This window comes from Microbacterium sp. NPDC055665 (assembly GCF_053618035.1).
Window position 1 is genome coordinate 1 of record NZ_JBSHGY010000008.1, and the last position, 19,026, is coordinate 19,026.

At 69.1% G+C, this 19,026-nt stretch carries 17 protein-coding genes; 11 read left to right on the plus strand and 6 right to left on the minus strand.

Features of this window, described 5'->3' with window-relative positions; translation table 11 throughout:
• Both ACWGO6_RS15370 and ACWGO6_RS15375 read left to right on the plus strand, forming a co-directional pair.
• On the plus strand, window positions 1-693 hold a 693-nt coding region (locus tag ACWGO6_RS15370; RefSeq protein ID WP_452327152.1), incomplete at its 5' end, for a DUF222 domain-containing protein.
• Window positions 694-994: 301 nt separating this feature from the next.
• Window positions 995-3,211, plus strand: a complete 2,217-nt coding sequence (locus ACWGO6_RS15375) for a chitobiase/beta-hexosaminidase C-terminal domain-containing protein (protein WP_452327153.1) — start codon at window positions 995-997, stop codon at window positions 3,209-3,211.
• Between the two features lie 45 nt (window positions 3,212-3,256).
• Here the strand turns inward: ACWGO6_RS15375 and ACWGO6_RS15380 are convergent, their stop codons facing one another.
• From ACWGO6_RS15380 to ACWGO6_RS15395, 4 genes are all read right to left on the minus strand, one after another.
• Window positions 3,257-3,469: a helix-turn-helix domain-containing protein gene (locus ACWGO6_RS15380; RefSeq protein WP_452327154.1), complete on the minus strand. Its 213-nt coding sequence runs from the start codon at window positions 3,467-3,469 to the stop codon at window positions 3,257-3,259.
• The gene (locus ACWGO6_RS15385) at window positions 3,469-3,957 is read right to left on the minus strand and encodes a DUF2975 domain-containing protein (protein WP_452327155.1); all 489 of its coding nucleotides are present in this window, start codon (window positions 3,955-3,957) and stop codon (window positions 3,469-3,471) included. The genes ACWGO6_RS15380 and ACWGO6_RS15385 overlap by 1 nt, the downstream gene beginning before the upstream one ends.
• Before the next feature lie 135 nt (window positions 3,958-4,092).
• The gene (locus ACWGO6_RS15390) at window positions 4,093-5,730 is read right to left on the minus strand and encodes a glycosyltransferase family 2 protein (protein WP_452327156.1); all 1,638 of its coding nucleotides are present in this window, start codon (window positions 5,728-5,730) and stop codon (window positions 4,093-4,095) included.
• 253 nt (window positions 5,731-5,983) lie between these two features.
• Window positions 5,984-6,262, minus strand: coding sequence for a helix-turn-helix domain-containing protein (locus ACWGO6_RS15395; RefSeq protein ID WP_452327222.1), 279 nt, complete (start codon window positions 6,260-6,262; stop codon window positions 5,984-5,986).
• A 68-nt stretch (window positions 6,263-6,330) separates the two neighbouring features.
• Here ACWGO6_RS15395 and map point away from each other — a divergent pair, with 68 nt between their 5' ends.
• Window positions 6,331-7,104, plus strand: a complete 774-nt coding sequence (gene map, locus ACWGO6_RS15400; protein ID WP_452327157.1) for a type I methionyl aminopeptidase — start codon at window positions 6,331-6,333, stop codon at window positions 7,102-7,104.
• A 52-nt stretch (window positions 7,105-7,156) separates the two neighbouring features.
• Here the strand turns inward: map and ACWGO6_RS15405 are convergent, their stop codons facing one another.
• Window positions 7,157-8,659 (minus strand): DUF4127 family protein, encoded by a 1,503-nt coding sequence (locus tag ACWGO6_RS15405; RefSeq protein ID WP_452327158.1) that lies wholly within the window; start codon window positions 8,657-8,659, stop codon window positions 7,157-7,159.
• A 64-nt stretch (window positions 8,660-8,723) separates the two neighbouring features.
• Window positions 8,724-9,440 carry a GntR family transcriptional regulator gene (locus ACWGO6_RS15410; protein WP_452327159.1) on the minus strand — a complete coding sequence of 239 codons (717 nt, stop codon included), beginning with the start codon at window positions 9,438-9,440 and terminating at the stop codon, window positions 8,724-8,726.
• Window positions 9,441-9,578: 138 nt separating this feature from the next.
• Here ACWGO6_RS15410 and ACWGO6_RS15415 point away from each other — a divergent pair, with 138 nt between their 5' ends.
• From ACWGO6_RS15415 to ACWGO6_RS15450, 8 genes are all read left to right on the plus strand, one after another.
• Window positions 9,579-10,868 (plus strand): ABC transporter substrate-binding protein, encoded by a 1,290-nt coding sequence (locus ACWGO6_RS15415; protein WP_452327160.1) that lies wholly within the window; start codon window positions 9,579-9,581, stop codon window positions 10,866-10,868.
• 10 nt (window positions 10,869-10,878) lie between these two features.
• Complete coding sequence (locus ACWGO6_RS15420) at window positions 10,879-11,850, plus strand: carbohydrate ABC transporter permease (RefSeq protein ID WP_452327161.1); 972 nt, start codon at window positions 10,879-10,881, stop codon at window positions 11,848-11,850.
• Window positions 11,837-12,700 (plus strand): carbohydrate ABC transporter permease, encoded by an 864-nt coding sequence (locus tag ACWGO6_RS15425; RefSeq protein ID WP_452327162.1) that lies wholly within the window; start codon window positions 11,837-11,839, stop codon window positions 12,698-12,700. Before ACWGO6_RS15420 ends, ACWGO6_RS15425 begins: the two co-directional genes overlap by 14 nt.
• Complete coding sequence (locus ACWGO6_RS15430) at window positions 12,697-13,380, plus strand: N-acetylmannosamine-6-phosphate 2-epimerase (RefSeq protein ID WP_452327163.1); 684 nt, start codon at window positions 12,697-12,699, stop codon at window positions 13,378-13,380. Before ACWGO6_RS15425 ends, ACWGO6_RS15430 begins: the two co-directional genes overlap by 4 nt.
• Window positions 13,377-14,303 (plus strand): ROK family protein, encoded by a 927-nt coding sequence (locus ACWGO6_RS15435; protein ID WP_452327164.1) that lies wholly within the window; start codon window positions 13,377-13,379, stop codon window positions 14,301-14,303. The genes ACWGO6_RS15430 and ACWGO6_RS15435 overlap by 4 nt, the downstream gene beginning before the upstream one ends.
• 95 nt (window positions 14,304-14,398) lie before the next feature.
• A complete protein-coding gene (locus ACWGO6_RS15440; RefSeq protein WP_452327165.1) occupies window positions 14,399-15,022 on the plus strand; it encodes a PadR family transcriptional regulator in 624 nt (207 codons plus the stop codon).
• A gap of 45 nt (window positions 15,023-15,067) precedes the next feature.
• A complete protein-coding gene (locus tag ACWGO6_RS15445) occupies window positions 15,068-16,759 on the plus strand; it encodes an ABC1 kinase family protein (protein ID WP_452327166.1) in 1,692 nt (563 codons plus the stop codon).
• A gap of 205 nt (window positions 16,760-16,964) precedes the next feature.
• Window positions 16,965-18,995, plus strand: a complete 2,031-nt coding sequence (locus ACWGO6_RS15450; RefSeq protein WP_452327167.1) for a BCCT family transporter — start codon at window positions 16,965-16,967, stop codon at window positions 18,993-18,995.
• Window positions 18,996-19,026 lie beyond the last annotated feature (31 nt).

Below are 19,026 nucleotides of genomic sequence, written 5' to 3' on the forward strand. Positions count from 1 at the left end.
GATGCCGAGACCGCCGCCCCGATCGTGACCGCGATCCGCGGGTTCGTGACCGCCGCGTTCGCCGCCCGGAATGACGCCCCCGACACTGATGCCCCCGATGCGGACCGGCGCACGGTCCCCATGATGCAAGCCGACGCGCTCGCGGTGTTCTGCGCGCACGTCCTCGGCTGCCAGACGCGGATCCCGGTCGCCGGGGCCACCGTGATCATCCGGATGAACCTCTCAGACCTCGAAACCGGCACCGGATCCGCGACAGTGGACGGTCTCGACCAGCCCGTCAGCATCGGGGCAGCGCGGCGGATGGCCGCCGGCGGCGGCATCATCCCCTGTGTCCTCGGGACGGACAGTGAAGTGCTCGACTGGGGTCGGGAGAAACGCCTGTTCACCCGGGCGCAACGCCTCGCCCTGGCCGAACGCGACGGCGGATGCGCGATGTGCGGGCTGCCACCGGAGATGACGAAAGCGCACCACATCCGCTGGTGGAAACGCGACCACGGCCCCACCGACCTCAGCAACGGGGTGTTGCTGTGTGAGACGTGTCACCACCGCATCCACGACAACGGATGGGACATCCGAATCGACCATCCCCGATACGGGACCGGGGGACGAGTGTGGTTCCTCCCACCCCCGCACGTCGACCCCACCCGCATTCCGCGACTCGGCGGACGCGCCCGCTTCGACATCGCCGCATGACCTGGCTCCGGCGAGTGGCCGCCGCGTGACGGTCCGCGTGACCCGGCTCCGGCGAGCGGTCGTCGACTGGCCAGCACGCCGCGCTCCGGAGAGCGTTCGCGGCGCGGCGTGTCCGTCGGCAGGGAACGGCGGAACAGCACCGTGATCTTGTATTCACTTCTTTTCGGGGGATCCCGGCCACTGACCGCAAAGTTGTTTACCTAACGTTCCTGCTTTCGCCGCTCCCCGGCTGGAACGGCTCCCTAGCGTCGTCTCAGCGCCGGTGCGGTGCGTCGTAGATACACACGTGGAAGAGGATGAAGTGAAGAGACAGATCGCAGGAGTGTGCACGCTCGCGGCCGTGGCCGCCGCCGTCGCATTCCCCCTCACGGCGGCGAACGCCGCCGAGGAGCTCGCGGCACCGACATTCAGTCACGACGGCGGCCGATTCACCGAGTCGAAGACCGTCACGCTCACCGCGCCACAGGGCGCGCAGATCAGGTACACGCTCGACGGATCGACGCCGACCGCGAAGAGCCCGCTCTACAAGAAGCCACTGGTCATCGACGAGACGACGAACCTCGCCGCGGTCTCGATCAAGGGCGGCGCGACCTCGCCCGCCGAGATCGAGGGTTACATCATCAAGACCGATGAGAAGCCGCTCACCTCGTTCTTCGTGATGAGCGACGTGCATACGTCGGCGCTCACAGAGAAGAACCGGGGCATCTGGAAGAGCCACTTCGACACCCTCGCGTCGATCAACCCCGACCCGGATCTGATCATCTCCAACGGCGACCAGATCAACGACAACAACAACAACACCGCGCCCGACCACCAGGTCGTGAAGACGATCTTCGACGAGAACATCGACCGCCTCGGACTCGATGACACCCCGATCCTGATGTCGCACGGCAACCACGACGTGGGCAACGCCGACATGGCGAAGTACTACGGCGACTGGTTCCCGAACGCGACCGGCGGCTACTACGAGAAGTCGATCGACGGCCAGACGTTCCTCGTCATCGACACCGAGCGCTACTCGGGCGCGCAGCGCACCTGGCTCCAGGGTCGCCTCGCCGCGCTCTCCGCCGAGCCGGATGCCCTCAACACCCCGATCTTCGTCGTCGGCCACCGTCCGACCGCCAGCACGGTCTACGACGGAGCGCAGGCCTCGAACGCCACCCTCACCGCCGACCTCTCCGGATACCCGCAGGCGGTCTACTTCTCGGGTCACTCGCACCTGCACCTGAACGACGAGCGCTCCATCTGGCAGGGCGGGTTCACGGCCGTGAACGACGGATCCATGTCGTACACCGAGACCCCGCACGACGCGTATCAGATCTACGGCAACGCCCTCTGGGACGAGTTCACGATCCCCACGGCGCAGGCCCTGTACGTCGAGGTATACGCCGACCGCACCGAGATCGACCGCATCAACTTCGCCGCCGACGAGGATCGCACCTACACGAACGGCGCCTGGGGTGCGTACCAGGCCGGTTACCCCTTCGCCAGCGCCGGCACGCTCGCCGGTCCGACCTGGACGGTCCGCCTCGACGGCACGACGCCCGAGGAGGTGCGCGCCAACTTCGACTACACCTCGGCCGCGCGTGACAACGTCGCACCGGTCCAGCAGGGTGCGCCCGAGCACACCGTGACCGCATCCGGCGCCGACATCCTCCGCGTGCCCGCTGCCACCGACGACGAGTCCGTCTACGGCTATGACGTGCGGGTCCGCGACGCAGCCACCGGCGTCGAGGCGCTGCCGATCCGCGCCGGCGCGAAGGTGCTCGCCGACTTCCAGATCGCGCCGCGCCCGAGCATCCTCGAGATCCCGCTCGCGATCCGCAACGGACGTCAGGCCGACGCCCCGCTCATCACCCTCACCAAGGGGGCGAGCTACATCGCCGAGGTCACCGCCGTCGACATGTACGGCAACCGCTCCGAGAAGACGACGGTCTCGTTCGTCGCCGGACAGGTGCCCGACACCACCCGCCCGCAGGTGACGCTCGTCAGTCCGACCACGGCCGGTCCGTCGAAGGCCATCGACATCCGCGTCGACGCGTCCGACGAGGTGGGGCTCGCCCGCATCGTCGCGAACATCTACCAGGGAGGCACGCTCGTCAAGAGCACGCAGTCCAAGGCCACCGGCACCACCGGCTCGCACGTCGCGACTGTGACGCTCCCCGACGGGGCGTACACGATCAAGTACAACGCGCAGGATGCCGCGGGCAACATCTCGAAGACGTCCACGTTCGATCTCACCGTCGACGCCACGGCCCCCACCGTGACCGTCAAGACCGGCGACTCGTTCACCGTCGGCGATGCGACGGCCTACGACAAGGTCAGCTTCAAGCTCCACGATGCCGGCAAGATCGACCGGCTCGAGCTCAACGGCGTCGGGAAGGACCTCTCGAACAACGTCTGGTCCGACCTCAACTTCGTGAAGCCGGGAACGTTCGGAGGGGTCAAGGGCGAGAACACCCTCCTCGTCCACGACGTCGCCGGCAACGTCACGACCGTCGAGTTCGTGCTGCGCTGATCGATCGACGCGAAGCCCCGCGGGCGGACCGCGGGGCTTCGTGCGTCAACCGGCTTCGGGCTCCCACCGCAGCAGGTCCCCCGGCTGACACTCCAGCACCGCGCACAGGGCGTCCAACGTCGTGAAGCGCACCGCCTTCGCGCGACCGTTCTTCAGAACCGCGAGGTTGGTCGGCGTGATCCCGATCCGCTCGGCCAGCTCGCCGACGCTCATCTTCCGTCGCGCCATCATCACGTCGATGTCGACCACCACCGGCATCAGATCACCTCGTCGTCGAGCTCGGAGCGCAGCGCTCGCGCCTCGGCCTCGCGGTCGATCGCCTGCCGCAGCAACGCCTTCATGACGACCACGAGCAGTGCCATCCCGGCGAGCACGACCCCGGCGCCGCCGATCAGCGCCACGACCCCCGGCGCCGTCGCCCCCGGCGCGAGCAGTGCAGCCAGGATCCACGTGAGCACCGCGGCGACGAGGATCGCGCCGATGATCACGTCGACGTAGCGGAACGACGACTCCGAGAAGATCGACCCGCGCCGCACCCTCGTCAGCAGCATCCACACGCACACCCCGAACACCTGCAGCGTGCCGACGCCCAGCACCACGAGCGACACCAGCACGATCCGGCCCCACAGCTCCTCCTCGGCGAGGTCGAGCCACAGCAGCGGCACGATGAGCGCCTGCACCGCCACCGAACCCAGCAGCGCCACCGCGATCACGATGCGCAGAACGACGATCATCGTCTTCCCCATGCTCACTCCTTCATCGAAGAACAACAGGAATCTATCGTTATTCGTTCGATGGAGCAAGCCGAGGGGCGGGCGGATCAGCGCCGCGGCGGAGGGCCGGTGCCGTCGGGCGGAGGGCTCAGCCCCGCGACGGCGCGGTCAGTGCCGCCGCACGGCGCGACGGATGCGGCGAACCGCCCGCCCCGCTGCATCCTTGAGTCCGCCGCCCGGCCACTCGCGATGCAGCTGCACCGCGCCCCCCTCGCCCACCGCGAGCGTGCAGGTGCGCCCCGCGAGGATCGGCGAGCGGCCGACGCGAGCGAGCACCGCAGGCTCGGCCTCGAGGGGAACGTCGAACGTCCACCCCGCCCGGCGGACCTTGACGCTGAGAGGGCCGCCTCGGGACTCGTCCGTGCGCTCGAACGCGCGAACCGGATCGATCGAGACGGCGACGGCGGAGAGGTCGCGGGGGCGGCGGCCGGAGAGGACGCGCTCCGTGCCGGTGCCGTCGCGGAGGATCAGATCCACACGATCGTTGCGAAGCTCGCGATCCACGACCAGAAGATTCGCGGGGAGCCCTTCGAGAGACGACAGGGGCAGCGACGTCAGCCGCGTGATCTTCTTGGCGCCGGGGGACGTCGCCGCGGGAGTGCCCGCGCCGGCGGTGCTCGCGTCGGTGCCGCTCACGCCGACGTTCCGCGCACCGGGAGCAGGTGCATCCGAGCGGGATGTCTCGAACACCAGCGCATCCTTCCCGCCCTGCGTGATGTCGATGCGAAGCGTGAGGTGCAGCCCGCCGCCCCGCGACCAGTGCGCGGCTGTCACGGTCGCGCGGCACTCCAGGCCCGCCTCGAACTCGGCCAGACGCACCAGGTCGTCACGACGATCGGCCCGCAGCAGTGCCGCGCGGATCCGGTTCGCGACCCCGAGACCGGCATCCACGCCCGGCCCGAACCGCCGCTGCGTCAGCGGGACCACGACATCCAGCAGGCGGTCGCGATACTCGTCGGGGTAGTTGACCATGCGCCGCCCCGCGATGCGCTTGAGGATCTTGCCGCGGAACCAGTGTCGCAGCAGCCGGTCGCGCAGGCGCCCCGGCTCGGTGTGTGCCTCGACGATGTCGAGCACGGTCTCCAGGTGCGGGAAGTACGTCTCGGGCTCGATCCGCGCGGAGCTCGCGCTGCCCGGCTGCTTCACCCAGGCGTAGCAGGGCTCGCTCGCGAGGATCGAGATCGTCGAGGCGGCGAAGTACGCCTGCATCACGAACATGTGATCCTCCAGCCGCACGCGCCCCTCCGGGAAGCGGATGCCGTTCGTGCGCAGGAACGCCGTGCGGAACATCTTGTGCGGTGTGAGCATCTCGAGCAGCGGATCGGTGCCCAGCGTCGCCCGGGGGATGTCCTTGCGGAAGATCCGGCTCGGCAGCGGGCGGCCGATCCCCACCTCCTTGCCGACGATGACGTCGGACGCGTTCGCGTCCGCGTAGTCGCACAGCTTCTCGAGCGCGCCGTCGAACAGGTAGTCGTCCTGGTCGACGAACTGCACGTACTTCCCTCGGGCCGCATCGATGCCGTGGTTGCGCGGCATTCCGGGCCACCCGGAGTGCTCCAGCGAGAGCACCCGCACGTTCGGACGTGTGCGGGCGATGGCGGCCAGGCGCTCGCCGGTCGGCTCGCCCGAGCCGTCGTCGCACAGCAGTACCTCGAACGCGTCGGGGTCGAGCGTCTGCCGATCGAGCGACGCGATGAGGTCATCGAACGATGGCCCCGGCCGGAACACCGGCACCACGACGCTCACGCGGATGCTGTTCCCGCGACTGCTGCTCTCCGGCTGAATGCTCTCCGGCTGAATGCTCTGTGACAAACGTCTCACTCCCCCAAGTCGACAATCCTCCGAGCTAAACATGACTTCCTGTGGGGGTCACCAGGCTTGCGCTTCGCGGGCGGGTATGCAGAACTGCGCAGTGTCGGGCAGCGATCGGGCGGCCACGGGCAGCGATCCGGCAGCCACGGCAGTGGCCGGAGGGGTGCGGCGCGGAACGCCGTCCGACTCAGGAGGCGATGCGGCGAGCCGAGGCGTCGTCCGTGCGGGAACCGACCTCGGCCCAGACCGCATCCAGCGAGATCTCGAGGACGCCGGCGATCGCCGCGATCGTCGAGAAGGCGGGGGTGGCCACTCGTCCGGACTCGATCTTGCGCAGGGTCTCGGGGGAGATGCCGGCGTCGAGCGCGATGCTCAGCATCGACCGCTCGCCGCGGGCTCGACGCAGCAGGGCGCCCAGGCGCTCGCCCCGCTCGAGCTCGGCGGGGGTGAGCGGCATCCGGACCATCATGATGCCCATACTAATACCGGGATAGTGTTACCGGGATAGTTATTGGTACCAACGGGAGAGAGCCCATGATCGAGATCCTGAACGCCGACGAGCTCGTGCGCGCGAGGGCGGCCGGCGCGCTCGTCGGCGACATCCTGCAGTCGTTGAAATCCCTCGCCGCGGTCGGCGTGAATCTGCTCGACCTCGACCGCAGGGCGAAGCAGCTGATCGAGGATGCCGGCGCCGACTCCTGCTACGTCGACTACGCACCCTCGTTCGGCCGTGGTCCGTTCGGGCACTACGTGTGCACCGCCGTGAACGATGCCGTGCTGCACGGCATGCCCCACGACTACGCACTCCGGCCGGGAGACCTGCTCACTCTCGACCTGGCCGTCACCCTGCGTGGCGTCTCGGCCGATGCGGCCATCAGCTTCGTTATCGGAGGCGCCCCGGCGGCAGAGGACCTCGCGATGATCGAGGCGACCGAGCGCGCGCTCGCCGCCGGCATCGCCGCCGCTCGCCCTGGTGCCCGCACCGGCGACCTGTCGCACGCGATCGGCACGGTCCTCCGCGACGCCGGATACCCCATCAACCTCGAATTCGGCGGCCACGGCATCGGCTCGACCATGCACCAGGACCCGCACATCGCGAACGACGGGCGGCCCGGCCGCGGTTACGCACTGCGCCCGGGACTCCTGCTCGCGCTCGAACCCTGGGTCATGGCCGACACCGACGTGCTGCGCACCGACGACGACGGCTGGACCCTGCGGAGCGCCACCGGATGCCGTACCGCGCACACCGAGCACACGATTGCGATCACCGCGGACGGGGCCGAGATCCTGACGCTGCCGACGCGCTGACGCTGCCGAGGTTCTGACGCTGCCGACGGATCGCGCCGCCTGAGGTGCTCGGCTAACTCAGCACGAGCCCGATCTCGAACGATCGCCGCCACGGCAGGGTCAGCTCCTGGATGCGCACGTCTTCCGCGGGGAGTGTCGACTCCAGCAGCGCCGTCAACTCCTCACGGATGACCCGTTCCGCCGTCGCGACCCGGGCGTCGTCGGCCATCGGGTAGACATCCGGGAAGAGGGCGGGACCGGAGTCGGTGCGCACGACCGCCTGGTACGCGAAGTCGTCCAGCAGGCGGGTGAGCAGGGCGATGCGGGCAGCGCGGGCATCGAACGTGCCCGTCGCGCGGCCGACCACTCCGGCCGCCGCGACCGCAACCACGCTGCCGAGCGTGTTGCCGGCCGTGTTCCATCCGCCGAACGCCTCGAGCCGCCCGAGCAGCCCCGCCTCGGCGAGTGCCCGCACGAGCGCCTCGTCGGCGCCGTTGGGGTAGCGGACGTCGGCGAGGGCCACGTGCAGGCCCGCGTCCAACCGCTCCTGGATCAGCGCGACCGTGCCGGCCACGGCATCGGCATCCACCTGATCCGGACGTCCGCGGAACATGTCGTGCCGGTCGGGATCGGGGGAGTGCAGCACCAGGGTCACATCGCCGCCCTCGGCGACTTCGACGGCACCGGCCGCACGGATCTGCCGGCTCGCGGAGGCTGCGAGCGACATGTTCTCGTACGGCGGGATGCGCGTCATGCCCTCGGCATCCGCACACGCGACCGAGAACGAGGCGGTCACGCCGGCGTTCGCGGCGAGGGCTCGGGCGACCAGTGCCGCCCCCACCTCGTCGGCGCCCGGGTACATGAGCACGTCGCGGCCCGACGGCAGCATCCGCATCCAGTGCCGCAGCCACACCTGCTCGGCGCTGCCCGCGGCGAACGGTGCGGTGTCATCGGCGGTGATCGCCAGGAAGTCGAGCGTCGCATCCTCGACGAGGGCGAGCGTCGACAGGTTCACGATGTGATTGCGCAGCCGCCGTGCCGAGTAGTCGGACACGATCTCGGCCGGCACCGGTGTCAGCTCCGACAGCGGCAGCACGTCGGGCTCGTCGAGCAGCCGGTGCGCGTCGCCGCCGAGCGCGTGGATCTCCTTGCCGTGCTCCCGCCAGTACTCCGGCTCCTCGGCCGCCGAGTACGAATTGCTGGCCCGCGTCACGAGCGAGACGGCCGAGATCGGCAGCTCCGGCCGGCGGCGACGCACCTCGCGCAGCACATCGAGCCGCTCCAGCACCTCGCGCGTCGTGTCGGCGCTCGTACGGCTGGCGATCAGCCCGCCGTAGAGCAGCATGTCGACCGACACCACCACATGCACCGTGGCCGGGTCGGCGACGCGGTCGAGCAGCCAGGCGCCGAGGGCGCTCGCGTCTCCGGCGGCGCGGTACGAGGGCAGGATCTCGGCCGGCGGAACGTCGAGGATCACTCCGGCCACCGCGGCGACGTCGCCGGGAAGCCGCACGTTCACCGGCCGGTCGTCGAGCGGGAGCAGAGCGATGCGCGGGCGCAGAGTCGTGTCGGACACGGGGAGTGCCTTTCGTCGAGAGGGGTCGGGGGAGTTCGGGTTTCGGGAGTCCGGGAACGGGGATTCAGGGGCGCGAGATGGAGACCAGGTACGAGTAGCGGTCGCCGCGGTACACCGACTCGGCGTACTCGATCGGACGGCTGCGGGCGTCGTAGGTCGTGCGCTTGACGAGGAACGCGGGCGAGAAGGGCGGCGTCTGCAGTGCCGCCGCCTGCTCCTCGTCGAGCACGACCGCGTGGATCTCCTGGTCGGCGCGGACGGCGGAGATGCCGAAGCGCGAACGCAGATCCTCGTAGAGCGAGTCGCCGACGATGCCGTCTTCCAGGCCCGGCACCGCATCGGCGGAGATCGAGCAGACCTCGAGGCAGATCGGGATGTCATCGGCCGTGCGCACGCGGCGGATGCGGACCACGGGCGACTGCGGGCTGAGATTCAGCGCGTACCCGGCGGTCTGTCCGGCGGATGCCGTGCCGACATCGACCGACAGCGAACCGGGCCGCATGTTGCGCGTGTGCATGTCTTCCGAGAACGAGGTGAGCTCGAAGGTCTTGCTGATGCGGGACGCGCTCACGAAAGTGCCGGCGCCCTGCAGCCGGTAGACCAGCCCGTCGCGCTCCAGCTCGTCGAGGGCGCGCCGCACGGTCTGACGGTTGACCTCGAGTGACTCGGCGAGGTCGCGCTCGGTCGGCAGCTTCTCGTGTGGGGCGAGCCCCTGCTGGATGACCTCTTCCAGATGCCGCCGCACCCGCTCGTGCTTCGTCACGCCTTCGATCGACGACATGCCACCCCTCCGGTCTTGCCCTTTTGGACTAACCCAATCTTGACGAGAACCTGCGGATGTGTCAATGTCTGTTCTCAGCGGTTCCGAATTGGTCTATTCCAATCCTTTTGCAAGGTCAATGATGAGCGGAGAACTCCCATGTACACGAAGCAGCACATGCACCGGCGCGCCCTGATCGCCGGTGCCCTGACCACAGCCACGGTCGCAGCCCTCACCGGATGCGGTGCGGGAGGCGGCGACGCCGACGGCCCGACCGAGATCACCTTCTCGTACCTCTGGGGCGGCGAAGAGGCCAAGGCGCTCGAAGAGATCATCGCCGACTTCAACGACAGCCAGGACGAGATCGTCGTCAAGGGCGTCTCCAGTCCCGACACCCAGAAGCAGCTGACCTCGATGTCGTCTTCGAACGGGTCGTTCGACATCTCCGACAACTTCGGCAACACGGTCGGCGCGTGGGCCTCGAAGGGCATCCTCGCGCCGCTCGACGAGGCGATCGCGGCCGAGGGCATCGAGGTCGACGACTTCATCCCCAGCGCCATGGAGCAGATGACGTACGACGGCAAGATCTACTCGCTGCCGATCGCGACCCACAGCTTCCAGCTGCTCTACAACACGCAACTGCTGAAGGAGGCGGGCGTGACCCCGCCGACCACCATGGACGAGCTCGCCGCCGCGATCGAGAAGCTCACCGTGGTCGACGGATCCGGCAAGATCACGCAGCTCGGCCTCGGCTCGGCCAACGACAGCACGACCCTGACCACCCTCGGCTACGCGTTCGGCGGCAGCTGGGACGGCGACGACGGTCCGACCCCGGCCGAAGACGGCAATCTCGAAGCCCTGCAGTGGTACCAGGACAACGTGATCGAGCCGGTCGGCGCCGAGGCCATGGCGACCTTCGTCTCCGGCCAGGGCGAGTACCTCTCGGCACAGGACCCGTTCTTCAGCGGCAAGGTCGCGATGATCATCGACGGCGAATGGCGTTCGGCCTCCGCGGCCAAGATCGCCCCGGACTTCGAGTGGGGCGTCACCGCGATCCCTGCCGCCTCACCGGAGCTCGAGAACAGCACGCAGGTGACCGCCAGCACGCTCTTCATCCCCGCGAACTCGAAGCACAAGGAGGAGGCGGCGACCTTCCTCGCGTACCTCGTCAGCGAGGAGCCGATGGAGAAGTTCGCCGTCGCGCTCGGCAACCTGCCGGGGCGCACGTCCCTCGCCGGCAGCGCCGCCTTCGACAGCCTCCAGGACTTCGGCGTGTGGGCCGATGCGGCATCCTCCCCGAACGCGAAGTCGCTCGCCAGCCTTCCGTACAGCGCCGAGTACGCCACCGACCTCGCCACCGCCTTCGATGAGGTCGTCCGTCTCACGGCGACCCCCGAAGAGGCGATCGCGACGGTCGAGGAGCGCATGGCCAACTACTCGACGAAGTGATCGAGGCTCCGTGACCACTGCAACAGCGCGCCGGGTCCGGCAGGAGAACGCTCCTGTCGGGCCCGGCGGGCGCGCCCCGCGGCGGCGTCGCACCCGTCGGTCGACCCTGATCGGACTCGCGTTCGCGTCGCCGTTCATCGTCGGCTTCCTGTTCCTCTTCGCCTACCCGATCGCGGCGTCGGCGTACTACAGCTTCACCGACTTCAATCTGTTCCAGTCCCCGGAGTGGGTGGGGCTGGCCAATTACGTGCAGATGTTCAACGACGGCGTCTTCTGGAAGTCGCTCGCGAACACCGCCGTCCTCACGGTCTTCGGCGTTCCGCTCGCGATCGGCATCGCCCTCGCCGGTGCGCACCTGCTGAACACCCCGGTGCGGGGTCAGCCGCTCTACCGCGCGCTCGTCTACCTGCCCTCGATCGTGCCCGTCGTCGTCGGCGGCTACCTGTGGCGCTGGCTGCTCAACGCCCAGTACGGCTTCGTGAACTACTTCCTGTCCTGGTTCGGCATCGAGGGTCCGGCCTGGTTGCAGGAACCTGAATGGACCAAGCCCGCCATCATCCTGATGTCGCTGTGGACCGTCGGCGGCACCATGATCATCTATCTCGCCGCCCTTCAGGAAGTCCCGAAGGAGCTCTACGAGGCCGCCGAACTGGATGGTGCGGGCATGTGGCGCCGCTTCACCAGTGTCACCTGGCCGACCGTCTCGCCGGTCACCCTGTTCCAGGTGATTGTGAGCATCATCGGCTTCCTGCAGATCTTCACGCAGCCGTACATCCTCTCCCAGGAACGGCTGAATCAGGCCGGCTCCGGGCCGGGGCAGTCGATGCTGTCGTACGCGATGTACCTGTATCAGAACGCGTTCGTGTTCCTGAAGATGGGCTACGCGTCGGCGATGGCCTGGACCCTGTTCATCATCACGCTGGTCGTGAGCCTGATCGTGCTCGCGACCTCGAGGAAGTGGGTGCACGATGGCACACGCTGACGTCGCCGTCCGCAAGCGTCCGCGGCGGGTGCGCCGCACGATGCGCCGAGTCCGGCAGCAGGTCTCGGTCGCGCTGCTCGCGCTGCTGTTCCTCTTCCCGCTGCTGGTGATGCTGTCGACCGCGTTCAAGACGCCGGGCGACGTGTTCTCCTCGCCGCCGTCGCTGCTGCCGACCGACTGGACGATGGACAACTTCGCCGAGGCGTTCGAGCAGATCCCGGTGTGGCGCTACCTCGGGAACACCCTGTTCGTGTCGGGCATGAGCATCCTCGGCACGGTCATCTCGTGCCCGCTCGTGGCCTACGCGCTGGCCAAGGTGCGCTGGCGCGGATCCCGGCCGCTGCTCATCCTGGTGCTGGCCACCATGATGCTCCCGCCGCAGGTCACCCTCATTCCCCTGTTCCTCGTGTGGAACGGGCTCGAGGCGACCAACACGTATCTGCCGCTGATCGTCCCCGCGTTCCTCGGCACGCCGTTCTTCATCTTCATGATCCGGCAGTTCCTGCTCGCGGTGCCGGACGAGCTGATCGAGGCCGCGCGTCTAGACGGAGCCTCCGAGTTCCGCACCTACGCGACGATCGTGCTGCCGCTGGCGCGGCCGGCCATCGTGACCGCCGCGATCTTCCAGTTCGTGTGGGCGTGGACCGACTTCCTCAACCCCCTCATCTATCTGAACGACGAGTCCACCTATACGCTTTCGATCGGTCTGTACGCCTTCTTCGGGGAGAACGACGTGGCCTGGGGGCCGCTGATGGCCGCCTGCGTCATGTTCACCCTTCCGGCCGTGGTGATCTTCCTGATCGGTCAGAAGTTCTTCATCGGCGGCGCCAGCGCAGGAGCTCTCAAATGACGCATGACCCCCTCGAACTCATCACCGGCCGCCTGATCGCCTCGGTGCAGGCGCAATCGGGAAGCCCCGTGCGCGACACGGAGGTGATCGCCGCGCTCGCCGAATCGGCGCTGCTCGGAGGGGCTAGCGGTCTGCGGCTCAACGGTCCCGACGACATCCGGCGCATGCGGCCGTCGACGAGCGCGCCCATCATCGGACTGCACAAGGTCTTCAACGGCGTGCGCAACGTGATCACCCCCGACGTCGCGCTGGCGCTCGGGCTCGCGGGTGCGGGGGCGGACATCATCGCGGTGGATGCCACGGTCGAGCAGCTGGGCGAGAGATTCGATCTGCTGCGCGACATCGCGGATGCGACCGGGCGTCCGGTGATGGCCGACGTCTCCACCCTCGACGAGGGGCTGCGCGCCCGGGAGGCCGGAGCGGCTGTGATCGGCACCACCCTCTCGGGATACACGCCGCACTCGGTGCGCAGGGAGGGGCCGGACCTGCAGCTGGTCGCGGATCTCGTCGCCGCCGGCATCCCGACCATCGCCGAGGGGCGGTATCAGACGCCCGAGCAGGTCCGTCAGGCCTTCGATGCCGGTGCGCTCGCCGTGGTGGTCGGCGGGGCGATCACGGATCCGATCGCGATCACACGACGCTTCGTCGAGGTGACCCCCGCGGTTCGGAGCCCCGCATGATCGTGGGCGTCGACATCGGCGGCACGAAGATCGCGGTCGCCGGCTTCGAGCGCGACGCCGACCGGCTCGTCCGGGCGACCGGGGTGCGCACGATCGCCACACCGTCTCGAGCGGGTGGTCCCGTCATCGTGCAGGCGGTGGTGGATGCCGTGGTCGAGGTGTGCGGTGGCGACCCTGTGGAGGCGGTCGGAGTCGGCACCGCGGGTGTGGTCGGGCCCGACGGCACGATCACCTCGGCCACGGATGCGATCGCCTGCTGGGTCGGATTCCCCCTGCGGAGTGCCCTCGCGGATGCGGTCGGCGCCTCGGTCTCGGTGGTCAACGACGTGCACGCGGCCGCGGTCGCCGAGGCCGAGCGGGGCGCCGGAGCGGGCGCGCAGGCGATGCTGATGGTCGCGGTCGGCACCGGTATCGGCGGGGCGGTCGTGCTCGCGGACGGTCTGCGCCGCGGGTTCACCGGAACGGCGGGCTCGGTCGGGCATATGGAGATCTCGCTGCCGCCGAACCTCGCCGAGCGGCGTTGCCCCTGCGGTGGCTTCGGCCACGTGGAGGCCGTGGCCTCCGGTCCCGGTCTGGAGCAGTCCTTCTTCGAGGAGACCGGAGTGCGCCTCCCGCTGCGCGAGGTGCACGCGGCGGCTCTGGGCGGAGACGCGCGGGCGGAACGGGTGATCCGCGACGGCGCGCACTATCTCGGGCGCGCTCTCGCGAGCGCCAATGCGGCGCTCGATGTCGAGGTGATCGTCGTCGGCGGCGGGGTCGCCGAGATCGGCGAGAGCTATCTGTTCGAGGTGGCGCGAGCGTATCGGGCGGCCGCCATGCCCGGACCCGCGGCGGCTCGGGTGGTGCCGGCGAAGCTCGGAGTCGACGCGGCTTTCACCGGTGCCGCGCTCCTCGGGGCGCGCCTGATCGAGCGTTCGGATTGAATCGGGAGAGCCGGACTCCCTCCTGAAACTCACACCCCACCTTCAGCCTGAACGACATATCGTTGAGTATCGTTCAACCCCAGCAGGAGGTCATCATGAACAACGCATTCCCCTCCAACCCGTTCGGCGGCAACAGCGGCTCCGGGAACAACGGCGGCCTCTTCGGCGGCGCCGGCTTCGGCACGGGACCCGGCGGTCCGGCATCCGCGATCTTCGAGGCGATGGACCAGCTCCGCAAGTCGTTCGAGCCCCGCCCGTCCGGCGGCTCGCGCATGGCCCGCGGCGATGTGCGCACGGCCGTGCTCTCGCTGCTCGCCGAGAAGCCGATGCACGGCTACCAGATCATCAACGAGATCGCCGAGCGCAGCGGTGGCACCTGGAAGCCCAGCGCCGGTTCCGTGTACCCGACGCTGCAGCTGCTCGCCGATGAAGGACTCATCGAGGCCGACGAGCAGAACGGCCGCAAGACCTACTCGCTCACCGAGGCCGGCCGTGCGGTCGCCGACGAGAGCTCCGAGACCCCGGCTCCCTGGGAGTCGTCGGGCAAGGACGGCAACCGCGACAACGCCCGCTTCAGCGCCCTGCCCAAGGCGGGCGTCGACCTCGCCGCCGCGGCAGCGCAGGTCGGTCGCAGCGGTTCGCCCGAGCAGGTGCAGCAGACCATCGAGATCCTCGACGAGGCCCGCCGTAGGCTGTACTCGATCCTCGCGCAGGACTGACCGCACGGTGCGGCATCGGGTGAGGGCCTGCGAGAGGACCACGCGATGACGGATGCCGCGGCACAGGGCGCGCACCGCGCCAGGTACCGCCGCATCGTGTCGTTCGCGGGCCGCGAGTTCCTGAAGATCTGGTGGTTCGAGCTCGTCCTCCCGCGTTTCGGCATGAGCCGGATCGCCGAGCGCACGCGAGGGCAGCGGATGCAGACGTTCGCGCGTCGCTTCCATGTGCTCGCGGTAGAGCTCGGCGGGCTCATGATCAAGGTCGGGCAGTTCATGTCGTCGCGCCTCGACGTGCTCCCGCCCGAGATCACGAAAGAGCTCGAGGGCCTGCAGGACGAGGTTCCGGCCGTGCCGACCGCGGCCATCCGCGCGCTCGCCGAAGCCGAACTCGGCATCCCGCTCGAGCGCGCGTACGCGTGGTTCGACGACACCCCGGTCGCGGCGGCATCCCTCGGCCAGGTGCATCGGGCCCGGCTCTCCGAGCTCGACGCCGCCGACACCGGGCTCGACCAGGTCGTGGTCAAGGTGCAGCGTCCGGGCATCGACGGGATCGTCGCGGTCGACCTCGCCGCACTCCGCCGGGTCGCGCGCTGGCTGACCCGCGTGCGCATCGTCGCCGATCGTGTCGACGCCCCCGCGCTCGTCGAGGAGTTCGCCGCGACCAGCCTCGAGGAGATCGACTACCTGCACGAGGCCGCGAGCGCCGAGCGGTTCCGCGAGTACTTCGCCGATGACCCGCGCGTGGCTGCCCCCGAGATCGTCTGGGAGCGGTCGACCCGTCGCGTGCTCACCCTCTCCGACGTCACCGCCATCAAGATCAATGACACGGATGCTCTGCGTGCCGCCGGCATCGACCCGTCCGAGGTGGCCGCCGTATTCGCCGAGGTCATGTTCGACCAGGTGTTCACGCACAGCTTCGTGCACGCCGACCCGCACCCCGGCAACATCTTCGTGACGCCGGTCCCCTCGGTGCCCGGGGGATTCCAGCTCACGTTCATCGACTTCGGGATGATGGCCGAGGTGCCGGACAGCCTCCGCGATGGGCTGCGCACCCTCCTCATCGCGGTCGCCGGGCGCGACAGCCGCGGACTCGTCGCCGCCGCGCAGGAGATCGGCGTGCTGCTCCCTTCGGCCGACACCAATGAGCTCGAACGAGCCCTGACCGCGCTGTTCGCCCGCTTCGGCGGCATGGGGTTCGCCGAACTGAGCAAGGTCGATCCGCGGGAGTTCCGCGACTTCGCCGAGGAGTTCGGCGACATGGTGCGCTCGCTCCCGCTGCAGCTGCCCGAGAACATGCTGCTGCTCATCCGCGCGGTCTCGCTGACGTCGGGCATGTGCAGCGGACTCGACCCGGCGTTCAACGTGTGGGATGCCGCGGAACCCTACGCCGGACGCCTGCTGCGCGACGAGAGCGGCAACATCGTGCAGGCCTTCGCGACCCAGGCGATGGACACGATGAGCACCACCTGGCAGCTGCCCGGCCGCATCGACCGGATCATCACCCGCATCGACGACGGCAACGTGTCGTTCGACACCTCACGACTCGAACGCCGCCTCGACCGGCTCGAGGGCATCGCGCGCCGTATCGCCTCGGGCGTGCTGTTCGCGGCGATGCTCGTCGGCGGGGCACTGCTCGTCCCCTCGCTGCCGCCGCTGGGCATCACCCTGATCTGCGTCTCGGCCCTGCCGCTGCTGCACTCCGTGTTCGCCGGCGTCGGTCGCCGCGGCCCGCGCTAGTCGCGGCACGCCCGGGCGGGAAGCGTCGCCGCTGGATTCCGGCCGTGGGATCAGGCGATCGCGCGGAATCAGGCAGTTTGCGACAGGAACCGCCTGATTCCGCGTGACGGCCTGATCCGGCACGCCCGGGAAACGCGGCATCCACACGGTTGGCCTCGGTTTTCGCACCCACGCATCGGTATATCGCGTGACAGGATGGTGTGCCATGGAGACCCCTGACGAGAAGCCGCCCGCACGCTCCGCAGGAAGCACCCCCCAGCGCCCCCGCACGGATGCCGTCGCCACGGGCGTGAACCGCCTCCCGGCCAAAGCCACCGAGGCCGCGAAGAAGATCGTCCGCGACATCGCCGCCGTCCCGCCGCGCAGCGTGCACCCGGCCCTCGTGCCCGGCGTCTCGGTCGAGGAGACCGGCCGCACCTACCGCACCGACCCGCTCGTGTTCGGCGTCGCGGTCGCCCTCACCGTGGCCTTCATCGCGTGGGGTGTCTTCGCCGGCGACAACCTCTCCGGCACCACCACGGCCGTGCTCGGCTGGGTGGTGGAGTACTTCGGGTTCTTCTTCACGACCATCGCCACGGTCATCCTGGTGTTCATGCTGTTCGTCGGTTTCAGCCGCTACGGGCGCATCCCCCTCGGCCGCGACGACGAAGAGCCCGAGTACTCGATGTTCTCGTGGATCTCGATGCTGTTCGCCGCCGGCATGGGCATCGGCCTGGTGTTCTGGGGTGCGGCCGAGCCGCTGACCTTCTTCGAGAACCCGCCGCCGGGAACCGTCGAGGCGAACACCCTCGATGCGATGCACACGGCGCAGACCCAGGTGCTGTACCACTGGGGTCCGCAGGCCTGGGCGTTCTACGCACTCGTCGGCGGCGCCATCGCCTACGGCGCCTACCGCCGCGGACGCACCCCGCTCATCTCGTCGATCTTCGCCCCTTTGCTGGGTGAGGGCCGCACGACCGGACCCCTCGGCCGCACGATCGACATCTTCTCGATCATCGTCACGCTGTTCGGAACCGCGGCATCCCTGGGCCTCGGCGCCCTGCAGATCGGGCATGGCGTCGAGATCGTCAGCGGCGCCGGCCCGCTCGGCAACGGCATCCTCATCGCGGTCATCGCCGTGCTCACCGCGTGCTTCATCGCCTCGGCGGTCTCGGGCGTCTCGAAGGGCATCCGGGCGCTGTCGAACATCAACGCCGTCGTCGCCCTGCTGCTGGCGTTCTTCGTGTTCTTCGTCGGACCGACGCTGCTCATCCTCAACGTGATCCCGTCGGTCGCCGTGCAGTTCATCGGGGACCTGCCGCAGATGATCGGCCGCTCGGCGTCGCAGGGCGAGGCGGCGCAGACGTTCCTGTCGAGCTGGACGATCTTCTACTGGGCGTGGTGGATCTCGTGGTCGCCGTTCGTCGGCATGTTCATCGCGAAGATCTCGCGCGGCCGGAGCCTGCGCCAGTTCGTGTCCGTGGTCATCGTGGTGCCCTCGGTCATCTCGCTCATCTGGTTCGCGATCTTCGGCACCACGGCGATCAAGCAGCAGATGGACGGCGCGAACCTCGCCGTCGACCCGCCGGAGGAAGTGCTGTTCGGCGTGCTCGCGAACCTGCCGTTCGGACTCATCACGAGCATCGTGCTCATTCTGCTGATCGCGATCTTCTTCGTCACCGGCGCGGATTCCGCCTCCCTCGTGATGGGCACCCTCTCGCAGCAGGGCCGGCCGGAGCCGGCACGCTGGGTCGCGGTCGTCTGGGGCGTGCTGGTCGGTGTGATCGCCGCCGTGCTCCTCGTCACCGGCGAGGAGGGGAGCGGCCTCAAGTCGCTGCAGAACGTGACGATCATCGCCGCGCTGCCGTTCGCGATCATCATGGGGTTCATGATGATCGCGTTCATGAAGGATCTGCGGCGGGATCCGCTGATCCTGCGCGACCGCTACGCCCGCGCCGCCGTGCGCCACAGCGTCATGTCGGGGCTCGAGGAATACGGCGACGACTTCGCGCTCGTGCCCGTCGAGTACGACCACTCGGAGGACGACCTCGCCTGGATCGACGAGTCGACCGTCGACGACAGTCTCGCCGAGGTCTACGAGGCGGCCACCGAGGCGATCGACATCATCCCGTCGGCCGAGGTGGATGCCGTGGTCGACGCGGCGCTCGACGACGCGGCGCTGGACGACGCGGCGACCGGCGAGGCGGTGACGGGCGAGGCGGCGGCGGATGCGCAGGAGCGGCCCCGCGCGGACTGATCCGCTCGCGAGGCGCGCGCGAGATCAGGCG